This is a genomic window from Streptomyces sp. NPDC038213, assembly GCF_055600495.1.
Window position 1 is genome coordinate 127,304 of sequence record NZ_JBVJYM010000001.1, and the last position, 12,754, is coordinate 140,057.

Annotated in this window: 13 protein-coding genes; 1 reads left to right on the forward strand and 12 read right to left on the reverse strand. The window is 72.7% G+C overall.

The genetic code is table 11. The features are described from left to right. Positions 1-19: 19 nt before the first annotated feature. From ACZ7JZ_RS00580 to ACZ7JZ_RS00635, 12 genes are all read right to left on the reverse strand, one after another. On the reverse strand, positions 20-625 hold the full coding sequence (locus ACZ7JZ_RS00580) for a pilus assembly protein TadG-related protein (RefSeq protein WP_470931663.1): 606 nt from the start codon (positions 623-625) through the stop codon (positions 20-22). Beyond that, entirely contained in the window at positions 625-849 is a 225-nt protein-coding gene (locus tag ACZ7JZ_RS00585) for a hypothetical protein (RefSeq protein ID WP_470931665.1), read from the reverse strand. The genes ACZ7JZ_RS00580 and ACZ7JZ_RS00585 overlap by 1 nt, the downstream gene beginning before the upstream one ends. Positions 850-965: 116 nt before the next feature. After that, positions 966-1,784 carry a response regulator gene (locus ACZ7JZ_RS00590; protein WP_470931667.1) on the reverse strand — a complete coding sequence of 273 codons (819 nt, stop codon included), beginning with the start codon at positions 1,782-1,784 and terminating at the stop codon, positions 966-968. A gap of 35 nt (positions 1,785-1,819) precedes the next feature. Then, entirely contained in the window at positions 1,820-3,316 is a 1,497-nt protein-coding gene (locus ACZ7JZ_RS00595; RefSeq protein ID WP_470931669.1) for a sensor histidine kinase, read from the reverse strand. Positions 3,317-3,320: 4 nt separating this feature from the next. Next, a complete protein-coding gene (locus tag ACZ7JZ_RS00600) occupies positions 3,321-4,235 on the reverse strand; it encodes a DUF5936 domain-containing protein (protein WP_470932417.1) in 915 nt (304 codons plus the stop codon). A 124-nt stretch (positions 4,236-4,359) separates the two neighbouring features. Next, positions 4,360-5,298, reverse strand: a complete 939-nt coding sequence (locus ACZ7JZ_RS00605; protein ID WP_470931671.1) for a type II secretion system F family protein — start codon at positions 5,296-5,298, stop codon at positions 4,360-4,362. A gap of 104 nt (positions 5,299-5,402) precedes the next feature. Continuing rightward, positions 5,403-6,740, reverse strand: a complete 1,338-nt coding sequence (locus ACZ7JZ_RS00610; protein WP_470931673.1) for a CpaF family protein — start codon at positions 6,738-6,740, stop codon at positions 5,403-5,405. A gap of 5 nt (positions 6,741-6,745) precedes the next feature. After that, the gene (locus tag ACZ7JZ_RS00615; protein ID WP_470931675.1) at positions 6,746-7,171 is read right to left on the reverse strand and encodes a TadE family protein; all 426 of its coding nucleotides are present in this window, start codon (positions 7,169-7,171) and stop codon (positions 6,746-6,748) included. Between the two features lies 1 nt (position 7,172). Beyond that, entirely contained in the window at positions 7,173-7,475 is a 303-nt protein-coding gene (locus ACZ7JZ_RS00620; protein WP_470931677.1) for a pilus assembly protein, read from the reverse strand. Positions 7,476-7,582: 107 nt separating this feature from the next. After that, positions 7,583-8,923: an AAA family ATPase gene (locus ACZ7JZ_RS00625; RefSeq protein ID WP_470931679.1), complete on the reverse strand. Its 1,341-nt coding sequence runs from the start codon at positions 8,921-8,923 to the stop codon at positions 7,583-7,585. Positions 8,924-8,930: 7 nt separating this feature from the next. Beyond that, the gene (gene cpaB, locus ACZ7JZ_RS00630; RefSeq protein WP_470931681.1) at positions 8,931-9,629 is read right to left on the reverse strand and encodes a Flp pilus assembly protein CpaB; all 699 of its coding nucleotides are present in this window, start codon (positions 9,627-9,629) and stop codon (positions 8,931-8,933) included. Positions 9,630-9,669: 40 nt separating this feature from the next. Beyond that, positions 9,670-10,572: a hypothetical protein gene (locus ACZ7JZ_RS00635; protein WP_470931683.1), complete on the reverse strand. Its 903-nt coding sequence runs from the start codon at positions 10,570-10,572 to the stop codon at positions 9,670-9,672. 405 nt (positions 10,573-10,977) lie between these two features. Between ACZ7JZ_RS00635 and ACZ7JZ_RS00640 the strand changes: the two genes are divergently transcribed. Further along, entirely contained in the window at positions 10,978-12,675 is a 1,698-nt protein-coding gene (locus ACZ7JZ_RS00640) for a chitinase (protein ID WP_470931685.1), read from the forward strand. Positions 12,676-12,754 lie beyond the last annotated feature (79 nt).

The following is a 12,754-nucleotide window of genomic DNA, read 5'->3' on the forward strand; positions in this document are numbered from 1 at the left end:
GGATTTCCTTCTCTGCTCTTCAGTCAACCAATTTCACGGCGAAGAGGGTGCGCACGAGGTCTTTCCATAGCTCACCCACATCAGGGTCTAGCGGGCTGACCTCCACGATTTTTCCACCGCAGTCGATTACGAGGGGATCCGTCGGAACTTCGGGTTTGGGCCCCACACTGCAGTCTCTGGGTTCGATAACCGCGCGGGCCCTAGCCTTCGCACGTTGGGCACCGAGGCCCGGAACAGCGGGGTTTTTCGCACTGCGGTTGCTCTGCACTTCAACTTGCACCGCAAAATCTACGACTTCACACCGCTGCACACTCGCTTCGTTTCGCGAGGCGAACTCACCCGCGCCATCACATGCGCGGTCAGGCCTGAAAAGTCCACCCCGGAAGAATTCGATCACATCTTCCCATTCCAGATCCCCTGGATCACCATCGCCCCACGGGGGAGTATCCCTCATAGCCTGAGCCCCACCCAACGCCGCAGCGTCAGCCGCACCCTGGGCACTATTACGCAGATCCCCTGCCTGTCCTGCCGCCAAAAATACAAGCACAACAAAGAGCAGGCTCGCCACCATCCAGAGATAGATGGGGAAAGCCTGCCCACTGTCAGCCCGGCGCCTTGGAGTCATTATCCGGAAGTGATGGCCGTGACCAGACTCGAAATGCGCGCACTGATTGCCCCGCCGATCCCCGTGGCCATGATTGCCCCGATGATCGCCACGACCACCAGAATGATCCCCAGGTATTCGAACGCCGTCTGCCCCCGGTCGCGCGTCCCGTTCGTGTAGCGACGGCGCAGGGCCGAGACTGCTGTGTTTGCCCAGCCGTTCACCCGCACAGTGGCCTTGAGCATGGGATACCCCTCCAGGTCCGGTGTCGCTGTAGACCGACGCACGGTATGCCCCGTTCCACACCTCTCCCGAGGGTCCCTGGGCCCATCCGCGGGCCCAAAGGCCGCGCGGCCGCGCCCTACGCATGGCGCACCAGGCCCGTCGGCGCCGTGCCCAGCCAGAGCGCTATCGCCTCGCTCCGGCTGCTGCTGTGCAGCTTGGCGAAGATGCGGTTGATGTGGTTCTTCACGGTCTTCTCGCTGATGAAGCAGGCCGCGGCGATCTGCTGGTTGCTCATCCCGGATGCGATCAGGTCCATGACCTCCCCCTCCCGCGAACTCAGCCCGAAGCGCACGTGGTTACCCGTCCCTGGGAGAGACTGTGCCACAGGAGGTTGCGTCTGCGAAGGGGTTTGGCGGGGAATTCCGGGGAGTGGGACGAGGGCGGCGCCGGCCGCCGGGGCGGACCGCACCTGGCGCAGGAGGGCGGTCGCCGCGGAGGTGGACAGGTGGGCGCGCCCCTCGGTGACGTCGCGTACGGCGCGGACCAGCTCCTCCACCGTGAACTCCCCGTGGACGAGGTACCCCCCGGCGCCGAGCCGCAGCGCCTCCCGTACGGTCTCGTCCTCGCGGCTGTACGTCAGCATCATCACGGCCGTGAGGCGGGCCAGGTGCGGGAGGACGGTCAGGCCGTCGACCCCGGGCATGCGGACGTCCAGCAGGACCACGTCCGGGCGGAGTTCGCGGACCTGGCGGAGGGCTTCGCGGCCGTCGGCCGCCTCGCCGACCACCCTGAGGTCCGGGCGCAGCTCCAGCAGGGCGGTGAGCCCGGCCCTGACGACCGGGTTGTCGTCGGCCACGACCACCCGCAGGTGCGGGGGCTGCTCCGCGGGGCGGGCCGCGGCTGCGGCTGCGGCTGCGGCCTCGGCTTCGTACGGCGTGGGCGGCAAGGGCTGCATGGGTGGGGGCTCCTCTCCGGCGGGGGGTGGGGGTGTCATCGCGGTTCCTCGGGGGGCGGTGTGAGGGCGGTGACGGGGAGGTCCAGGCGGATTTCGGTGCCGGGGCCGGTTCCGGGTGCTGCGGTGGGTCTTCCGATGCGGAGGCGGGCTCCGGTGGCGGCGGCGCGCTCCGTCATGCCGATCAGGCCGAAGCGGCCCGTGTCGCGGAGGGCGCGGAGGGTGGCGGGGCCGGGCGCGGGGTGGGGGAGGCCGCGGCCGTCGTCCGTGATGCGGATGCGGAGGGTGCCGTTGTCGGGGTCGCCCTCCACGCCGGCCGTCACCGTGGCCCGGGTGGCCCCGGCGTGGCGGTGGGTGTTCTCGAGGGCCTCGGCGGTGATGGCCAGCAGCTGGCGGGCCACGGCGTACGGGATCTCGGGGGGCGGGGTGCCGGTCGGGCGGAACTCGGCGGGGAGGCCGGTACGGGCGGTGAAGGCCGTTGCGCACGAGGCGAGTTCGGTGTCGATGCGGACGCCGACGGCGTCGAGGTCCGCTTCGCGGCGGAGGTCGGCGAGGAGGTCGCGGGACTCCGCCGCCGCGCGGCGGGCCGCACCGGCCACCAGGGCGGCCTGGCGCTCCACGGGGGTGGGGGGTCGGCCCGGGGCCGGCGGGGTTGCTGCGGCGGTGGCCGCGAGGCCTTCTGCGGCCAGGGCCAGGCCGTGGAGGGTCTTGGCCACGGAGTCGTGCATCTCCCGTGCCAGGCGGGCGCGTTCGGCGGCCACGGCCTCGGTGACGGCCAGTCGGGCGCGGGTCTCGGTGAGGGCGTGGCTCGCGGCGCCGAAGCGGAACATGAGGGTGCGCAGGGAGACCCCCGCGGCGCCCGCTATCAGGCAGAGGGCGGCCAGGAAGAGGTCCGCCTGCGTCGGGCCGGGGTTGTGGGCCGCGGCGGTGGCGGCCGTGGCGGTGGGAGGGCCGGGGGGCGCGGTGAGGGCGCCCACGCCCAGGACGATCAGGGCCTGGAGGGCGGCGTAGACGGCCGAGCCGCGCCAGCCGTAGACGAGGCCCGCGAGGAGCGGGGTGCAGAGGGTGACGAAGCCGAGGGGCGAGCGGGGGGTGGCCGTGACGAGGAGGAGGGTGCCGAACAGCATGTCGACGGCGAGGACCCAGGGGTGGCGCAGGAGGTACGGGCCGAAGCGGTCCCAGTCGCGGAACAGGACGTACGAGCCCATGAAGGTGACGAGGACGGCTCCGCCGACGAGGTAGGCGGGGAGGCCGGGGGCCGTGCGGCCGAGCGCGAAGGGGGTGCCGAGGGCGGTCATGGCCAGGCGGAAGCCGAAGGCCTGGCGGCACAGGGCCTGGAGGGCGTTGACCTGGATCGACAGGGGCGGGGGCGGTGTGGGCGGGGTCGCGGCCGGGGCCGGAGCGGCTGCGCCGCGGGCCGTTCCGGGGCTCCGCCCCGGACCCCGCGCCTCAAACGCCGGCGGGGCTGGATTTCGCCCCGTCCGGGGTTCGCCGGAGGAGGCCCCGCCGGCGTCCGTCCCGACCGTGCCCGTCACCGGGTCAGCCGCCCGTGAAGGAGTCGAGGTCCACGTTCGTGCCGTAGACGAAGCCGCAGATCAGGAGGATCAGGGTGCCGGGGAGCATGAAGGTGGTGACGGCGAAGGTGGCCTTGGGGACGGCGCGGGCGGCGCGGCGGCGGGCGTTCTGGGCGTCGGTGCGGCGCATGTCGTCGGCGATCTGGATCAGGGTCTCCACGATCGGGGAGCCCAGTTCCTCGCCCTGCTGGAGGGCGGTGACGAACTGGGCGACCTGCTCGGAGTCGTTGCGGCGGCGCAGTTCGTCGAAGGCCTGGCGGCGGCTGACGCCCATGTCCATCTGGCGCAGGGTGATGCGGATCTCGTCCGCCCAGGGGCCGTCGTACTTCTCCGCGACGCGCTCCAGCGCCTGCCGGAAGCCGAGTCCGGCGCTGACGACCACCGCCAGGACGTCGAGGAAGTCCGGCAGGGTCCGCTCGATGTGGTCGCGGCGGACCCGGACCGCGGACCACAGGCCCACCTCGATCCAGAACAGCGCGAACGCGACCATCAGGGCTGCCAGGACCAGTTGGCCGCGCATCAGCATCGAGAGGGCGCCGAGGGTGCCCAGGGCCCCGTACACGGCGCGGCGGGCGGCGTAGCGGTCGATGGTGAGGCCGTGCGGGTTGCCCGCCATGTCGATCTGCTTGCGTTTGCGGGCCACCCGTTTGGGGCCCATCATCCGCAGCACCGCGGGCGCGTACCGGATGCCCATGCGGTCGACCAGGGAGCCGACGGCGGTGGTGCGGGTGGCGCCGACCTCCAGGGCGAGGGCGAGGTCGGAGGGGAGTTTGGTGTCGGCCCGGTAGAGGCGGATGCCGTGGAAGGCGCCGAGGACGCACAGGGCCAGGGCCAGGGCGAGTCCCGGTGCGACGAGTCGGGCGGCCGGGCCCTCGGTCAGGTCCAGGCTGAGGTGCAGGTGCAGGTGCAGATTCAGGTTCGGATCGGGGGTCGGGGTCGGGTTCACGGGCGGATCGCTCCCTTCTGCGGCCCGGCGGGTCGGGACGGCTCGGACACGGGACGGCTCAGACGTCGATCTTGGAGAGGCGGCGGACCAGGGCGAAGCCGAGCGTGTACAGGCCGATGGCGACGATGACCGCCGTCTGGCCCACGAAGGCGCCCGTCATGCGGTCCAGCGCCCCCGGCAGGACCGCGTCCACCATCAGCAGGGAGCCGACCCCGATCACCGGGATCGCGTACGCCGTCACCGTCACCTGCGACAGCTGGGTCTTCACCTCGCGCCGCGTCTCCTTGCGCTGTTCGAGGGTGACGGTGAGGTTGCGCAGGGAGCCGACGATGGCGCCGCCGGCCCGGTTGGACAGGACGAGGGTGGTGACGAGGACGACCAGCTCGCGGGAGGGGAGCCGTTCGGTGAGCTCGGTGAGGGCGTCGTCGACGGAGCGGCCGACGGCCAGGCTGTGGGAGACCCGGGCCAGCTCCTCGCCCGCGGGCGCCTCCAGCTCCTCGGCGGCCAGGCCGATGGCCGTACGGAGGGCCAGGCCGGCCTGGGTGGCGTTGGCGAGGATCCGGGAGAGCTCCGGGAGCTGGTTGATGAACTTCTCGGTCCGCTTGGCCCGCTGCCAGTTCAGGAAGGCGTTGGCGGCCCACAGCCCGATCAGTGCGGCCACCGGCCCGAAGAAGGACGCGAGGAAGGAGGCCGCCACCAGCCAGGTCCCGGCCACCCCGGCGAGCATGTAGGCGAAGTACTCGCCGGGGGTGACGTCGAGGCCGGTGGCGGCGAGCTTCAGCTCCAGGCGGCGGCCCAGTGCGGTGCGGCGCAGCCGGCGGTCCAGTGTGCGGAACCGGCGCCTCCGCCCCGTGGGCTCGGCCTGGCCGGTGGCCGACAGCCGCTCGATCAGGGCCGCGCGTTCGGCCCGCCCCTTGGCGTACGCGTGCGCGCCCGCGACCACGAGGAGGCACCCGAGGAGGGTGGACCCGAGGGTGAGGAGCACCAGGTTGTTCATGGCGGTGGCTTCGGCTTCCTGTCCGTACGTACGTTCCGGGGGCGGCGGGGTCGGGATCGGCGGATCGGGGCGGTAGGCGCGGTCGGGATCGGCGGGGCGGCGGCTCAGCGGGTCGTGCGCACCGCCAGCTGGAGTTCCGAGTCGGCCACGCCGAAGGCCGGCGGCACGGGCTGGTTGTGCATGTAGAGGCGGTCGGCGACGCGGCGCGGCAGCGGGTAGTACTCGAACTGCCCGTACACGCGCCCGTCGGCGGCCATCGGCTGGGCGGCGTACCGGCAGACGGTGATGATCCGGAAGGGTTCGCGGCCGTGGGAGTCGAGGATGGCGATCTCGGTGATCCGGCGGGAGCCGTCCGCGAAGCGGGTGAGCTGGACGACCACGTGCACGGCGCTGTTGATCTGGTCCTGGAGGGCCTCGAAGGGGACCTCGACCTCCGACATGGAGGCGAGGGTCTGGAGGCGCATCAGGGCGTCCTCGGCGCTGTTGGCGTGGACGGTGGCGAGCGAGCCGTCGTGGCCGGTGGACATGGCCTGGAGCATGTCGAGGGTCTCGCCGCCGCGGACCTCACCCACGATGATCCGGTCGGGGCGCATCCGCAGGGAGTTGCGGACCAGGTCGCGGATGGTGATGCGGCCGTTGCCCTCCACGTTGGGGGGGCGGGACTCCAGGCGGATCACGTGGGCCTGCTGGAGCTGGAGTTCGGCGGAGTCCTCGATGGTGATGATCCGCTCGTGGGCGGGGATCAGGCCGGAGAGGGCGTTGAGGAGGGTGGTCTTGCCGGTGCCGGTGGCCCCGGAGACGATCACGTTCAGCTTGGCCTGCACGAGCCCGGAGAGCAGGAAGAGCATCTGCTCGTCGAGGGAGCCGAGCCCGATCATCTCGTGGAGGGTGAAGGCCCGGGGGAAGCGGCGGATGGTGAGGGTGGCGCCGGTCAGGGACAGCGGCGGGATGATGACGTTGACGCGCTCGCCGCTGGGCAGCCGGGCGTCGACCATCGGATTGGCCTCGTCCACGCGGCGGTTGACGGTGGAGACGATCCGCTCGATGGTCTGCATCAGCTGCTCGTGGGAGGCGAAGCGCAGCGGCAGCTGCTCGACGCGGCCGGCCCGCTCCACGTAGATGCGGTCGGGCCCGTTGACCATGATCTCGGAGATGGAGGCGTCTTCGAGGAGGGGTTCGAGCACGCCGAGGCCGAGGGCCTCGTCGACGACCCGGCGGATCAGCTGGGAGCGCTCGACGGTGGAGAGGACCGGCCCCTCGCGGCTGATGAGGTGCCCGAGCACCCGCTCCAGGCGGGCGCGGCGCTCGGCGGGCGCCAGGGAGGACATCTCGGCGAGGTCGATCTCCTCCAGCAGCTTGGTGCGGTACGACGCGACGAGGTGGCCGTCCTCGCGGGCGGCGTGCGGGTCCTCGGGCGTGTGGACGCGGGCGCGCAGGCTCATGCGGGTCAGTCCTCCTCGTCGTACGGCATGGTGGCCGAGCGGGTGACGGCCCCCAGCGAGAAGCCGGGGACGATGCTCGGCACGGTCACCGTCGCCGTGTACGTGACCTCGTCGCCGGCCGGTCCGCCCGAGAGCCGCGGGTCCAGCCAGCCGCTGACGGCGGCCGTGCCGGCGGCGGCCCCGCCCTCCCCGTGCAGGGAGTCCATGCGGGCGGCGGTCCGGGCGGCGGTCCCGGCCTGCTGGATCGCGTACCCGGCCAGGCCCACCTGGATGCCGAGGACGGCGATGAGGAGCAGGATCGGCAGCCAGCCGAGGAACTCGACGGCGACCTGGCCCCGGTCCCGGTCCCGGAACGGTCCGCGGAACCCGCCCCGGTCCCTGCCCGCGCCCCTGGCCCGGCAGCCGCCCCGTCGGGTCTTCTCGGTGTCCACGTCAGTCCACCTCCTCCTTGACGGCGGCGGCCTTCCCGGTGATCGTCAGCGGGAGGTTGAACACCCCGGGGGCCAGGACGGGTACGGTCAGCCGGACCGTCGCGCTCACCACCGGGTCGCCTCCGCAGCTCGTGGCCACCTCCCACGCGCTGCCCACGTGCCGGCTCGCCGCCGCCCCGCAGTCCTCCCCCACCGCCCCCGCGCGCGCCGCCTGGTCGGCGGCGTTGCCTGCGAGGCTGAAGGTGTAGCCCACCACCGCGCACTGCCAGAGCACCGTCAGGATCAGCAGGATGTACGGGAACATGCCGAGGAACTCGAAGGTGGTGGACCCGCGGTCCCGGCCCGCCGGTCTTCGGCGGCCCGCTCCCCTACGCCCCGTCCGGAACCCCGCTCCCGCTCCCACGCCCGTGCTCACTCCGGCCTCCGTTTCCACCGTCCGAGCCCCACGGACCCCCGGTCCGCGCCGCGCAGGGCGAGCTGGCCGGCCCGGCGGCCCGCCGGGAGGGCGGGTGCCGCCCCGGCGGCGGGGCCGCCCGCGGCGCCACCGGGCCCGCCCTCCTGGCCGGCGGCCGCCTCCTCCGGGCTCCTCAGCAGTCCGAGCTCCCCCGCGACGGTCCACAGGGCCTGCTTCACCGAGGACTTGTTGTCGAGGTCCTGGACCCGGCCCGCGTCCACGACCGCCTGGAGCTCCTTGTACGCCGCCGGGACCGGTGTCCGCGCCACCCGCGTCCCGGCGATCTTCTCGATCAGGGCGGGCTGGATCTCGGTGTGCTTGGACCAGCGGTTGACCAGCACGGTGGTCTCCTCGGCCTTGCGGACCTGGAGCCGCTCCCAGAGCCGGACCATCCGCTTGGCGGCCCGTACGGCGAGCACGTCCGGGGTGGTGACCAGCACGGCCGTGTCGGCCATCTCCACGGCGGCCGCGTTGGAGCCGTCCATGTGGGTGCCGCAGTCGACCACCACCAGCTCGTAGCGGTTGCGCAGGGCGCTGAGGATCTGGCGGGCGGCCCGGTCGTCTACCTCCTCGCCGCGCTCGCCGTCCCCGGGGGCCAGCAGCAGGGCGAGTCCGGTCTTGTGCTCGTACACCGCGTCCTGGAGGACCCGCGGGGAGATGTCCTGGATCCCGGCGAGGTCGGCGGCCGAGCGCCGGAACTGCACGTCGAGGTACGAGGCCACGTCCCCGGCCTGGAGGTCGAGGTCCACGAGGGCGGTACGGCGTCCCGCGGCGGCCGCTGCCAGGGCGAGCTGGACGGCGCACAGGGTGGTGCCGACCCCGCCCTTGGCCCCGCAGACGGCGACGACCCGGCCGCCGGGCCCGGTGGCGGTCTCGGCGCCGCGGCCCAGGTGGCGGCGGACGCCCGCGGACCACTGGGCGGCGGACTGGACGCGGGCGGCCAGCTCCTCGTACGAGAGCGGGAGGGCGACCAGGCCGCGGGCCCCGGAGTCCATGGCGGCCGAGAAGAGGGCCGGGCCGGCGTCGGAGCCGACCAGGACCACGCCGACCGCCGGGAAGCGCAGGGCGACCTCGCGGATCAGCTCCAAGGCGGGCACCGGGCCGATCCGCTCGTGGACGAGGACCACCTCGGGCAGCTCGTCGAGGGATTCGGCGGCCAGCCGGGCCAGGGTGTCGAGGAGGGTGGTGGAGTCGGGGACCGGCGGGGCGGGTTCGGCCGCCGGGAGCTGGCTGAGGAGGGTGGTGATGGAGCGGGCGGCGTCGGGGTCGCCGACCGCGGGCAGGATGCGGGTGCTCATACCGGCCTCACTTGTCCCCGTCGAGGGTGTACCTGCGGTCTCCGGGCGCCACGCCGGGCTCGTCGCCGGGGGCGACCAGGGCCAGGCGGACGTGCTCCGCGAAGGACGCGCCGTAGGAGACGCGCTGGGTGTCCTTGTGGCTGATGGCGAAGGTGACCGGGACGGTCTCCTCGTCCCCGCGGCGGCCGTCGCCCTTCTCGCCGCCGGTCAGGGTGCCGACGCTGATGACGCGGGCGCCCGCGACGAGGGTGACGACCAGGCCGTCGGTGGACTTCTGGCCCTTGAACGAGCCGATGATGTTGACCCGGTCGCCGGGGCGGACCTTGCCGCCGACCCCGGTGGACGCGTCGATCATGACGGCCATCTCCTGCTCGCCCTTCCTGAGCCCGGGCAGGTCGGTGATCATGTCGGACTGGAGGAGGGAGCCCTTCTTCAGCGGGGTGAGGGTGGTCTTGCGGCGCAGCACCGACAGGTCGCGGACCGCGGTGCCGGACAGCCAGCGCTCCGGGATCCGGACCTGCTCGAAGTCGCTCTCGTCCAGTTCGCCGTACGGGGCGATGTCCCGGGCGGCGCGGTACGCGGTCACCTCGGGCCCGACCTTGGAGTTGACGTCGCCGATCACGGACAGCACCCCGGCGAAGGCGCCGAGCGCGCACAGCACGGAGAGCACGAGCAGGACCACACCGCGCCGCTGACGTGAGTTCATGAGCCGGACTACCTCGCCGTTCGTTCGTCGATCGGGTCGATCAGGTGGCGGTCGGGGACAGGGGGGCGGCGAGCGGTGCGGCGCAGAAGCCGCAACGGTCGCCTATCAGTTCGAGTCCGCACCAGCGGCAGTCCTCGCGCCGGACGGAGGCGACGAGCTGGTAGAGGACGGAGATGTCGGGGATGCCGGCGGCGAACTCCACCAGGCGGGAGGTGGCCCACCAGGCGGCCGAGCCGGCGGGCAGCGGGCATTCGAGGACGCCCTGCACCCGCCAGGCGGGGGCCAGTTCGGCGGCCACCCACTCGGAGGCGAGCTGGCCGCGGGCGAAGAGGAGCTGGGTGCCGTACTCGGGGCCGGGCGGGATCTCCGTACGGGCGTGCCCGCCGCCGGCCGCCCGTCCTCCGCCGCCTCCCCCGCCGCCGCCTCCGCCTCCGCCGCTGAGCTTGGCCAGGTGCGGGCGGGGGTGGGCGAGGACGGCGAACTGCGAGCCCGGCAGCCAGGACTTGGCGTGGGTCTTCAGGTCCACGGGTACGCGGTCCAGCCGGGAGACGGTGCCGAGCAGGGCGCCCGCGTAGACGTAGTGGGACAGGAGCCGGGCCGCGGAGGCGATCACGCCCGGGCTGAAGTCGCAGGCGGACAGCTGGCGCAGCTGACGCACCAGCAGGGCCACTCCCAGAGGCGGGAGGTCGATGTCAAGGAGTGCGATCCGGTCACTCTCCAGGATCGCCCGGACGGTGTGCACGCGGCGGGCGAAGGCGACCGGAAGGGAGGACGGGAGGAGGACGAGCACGTACCCGTGGGTGTCGAGGAGGGCCGTCATCTCGGCTACGGAATCCTCCAGTCCGGCCTCCTGCGGCGGGCGCAGGGCGACGGCCGGCGGGGTGTGCCGGTCGGCGGCGGGCAGCACCAGGTCTTCACTGGTCACAGCGATGGCGATCGGCATGTGAATCCCCCACTCACCCCGTGCTGCACGGCCGCGCGCAAGGCTGCGCGACCGCAAACGATCACTGCGCGGCCCTCCTGCCCCAGCACCTTATCCGCGCCTTAAGCCTCCGGGCAGGGCCTTGTTGTTTCCCGCTGGGCCCGATTTTCGGTCGCTGGCTGATTTACCTCTGCCAATTCGCCATCAAATCCGGTCACTCTCGACACCGCCGCCCCGCCGGTACGAGATGTCGGTACGGACTCTTGACACCGGCATTGGTCTGGACCAACTTGGGTGCGGGCACCCCCAGTTCACCCCATCCGTCTCCCCGCACGCCCCCCCTCCCCACACTCCCCCCACTTCCCCCACCCCCGCAGCACCGCGCCCCGCCCCGTCCCCCCGTTCCCTCCCCCCACCGGAGCCCCCGTGAACCGCATACGCTCCCTCTCCTTCCTCGCCGCCGGCGCCCTCGTCGCCACCGGCCTGACCGCCCTGGCCACCGGCACCGCCCAGGCCGCCGACACCGACGTCGCCCGCAACGGCGGCTTCGAGTCCGGGCTCACCCACTGGACCTGTACCGCCGGCAGCGGCGCCGCCGTCTCCTCCCCCGTCCAGGCGGGCGCGGGCGCCCTCAAGGCCACCCCCTCGGGCCAGGACAACGCCCGCTGCTCGCAGCAGGTCACCGTCAAGCCCAACTCCACGTACACGCTGAGCACCTGGGTGCAGGGCAGCTACGTCTACCTGGGCGCGAGCGGCACCGGCACGCAGGACGTGTCCACCTGGACCCCCGGCTCCGGCGGCGGCTGGCAGAAGCTGTCCACCAGCTTCACCACCGGCGCGAACACCACCCAGGTGACCGTCTACACCCACGGCTGGTACGGCCAGCCCGCCTACCACGTGGACGGTTTCAGCGTCTTCGGCCCGGACGGCGGCGGCCCCACCGACCCCGGCCCCACGATCCCCGGCGCCCCCGCGGGCCTGACCGTGGGCGGGGCCACGGCCTCCTCGCTGAACCTGTCCTGGAGCGCCGTACCCGGCGCCGTGGGCTACCGCGTCTACCAGGACGGGGTGCAGGTCGCCGAGGTGGCGGGCACGAGCCACACCCGCACCGGGCTGGCGGCCTCCACCGCGTACGCCTTCCAGGTGACCGCGTACAACGCGGCCGGCGAGGGCGTGAAGTCCGCCCCGCCCGTCACCGGCACCACCACCGCGGGCGGCGGCAACCCGGGCAACCCGGCCGTGCCGAAGCACGCCGTGACCGGCTACTGGCAGAACTTCAACAACGGCGCGACCGTCCAGCGGCTCTCGGACGTGCAGGACCAGTACGACATCATCGCGGTCTCCTTCGCCGACGCCACCTCCCGGCCCGGCGAGATCACCTTCAACCTGGACTCGGCGGGCCTGAACGGCTACACCGTCGCCCAGTTCAAGGCCGACATCGCCGCCAAGAAGAGCGCGGGCAAGTCCGTGATCCTCTCCATCGGCGGCGAGAAGGGCACGATCACCGTCAACGACTCCGCCTCGGCGGCCAACCTGGCCAACTCGGCCTGGGCGCTGATGCAGGAGTACGGCTTCAACGGCATCGACATCGACCTGGAGAACGGGCTCAACGCCACGTACATGACCCAGGCGCTGCGCGCGCTGTCCGCGAAGGCCGGGCCCTCGATGGTGCTCACGATGGCCCCGCAGACCATCGACATGCAGTCGCCCTCGAACGGCTACTTCAAGACGGCGCTGAACGTGAAGGACATCCTGACCGTCGTCAACATGCAGTACTACAACAGCGGCGCGATGCTCGGCTGCGACGGCAAGGTCTACTCGCAGGGCTCGGTGGACTTCCTGACCGCCCTGGCCTGCATCCAGCTGGAGAACGGGCTCGACCCCTCGCAGGTCGGACTCGGCCTGCCGGCCTCCCCGAGCGGGGCGGGCAGCGGCTACGTCTCCCCGGCGGTCGTCAAGAACGCCCTGGACTGCCTGGCCCGCGGCACCGGCTGCGGCACCTTCAAGCCCTCGAAGACCTACCCGGCCCTGCGCGGGGCCATGACCTGGTCGACCAACTGGGACGCGAAGGCAGGAAACGCCTGGTCCAACGCGGTGGGTCCGCACGTGCACAACCTGCCGTAGGCGGTAGCTGTGGGGGCGGCTCCGCGCGGCGGCGCACCGGGCGCCGTGGCCGGAATCGGGCTCTTGACCCGGACATGTC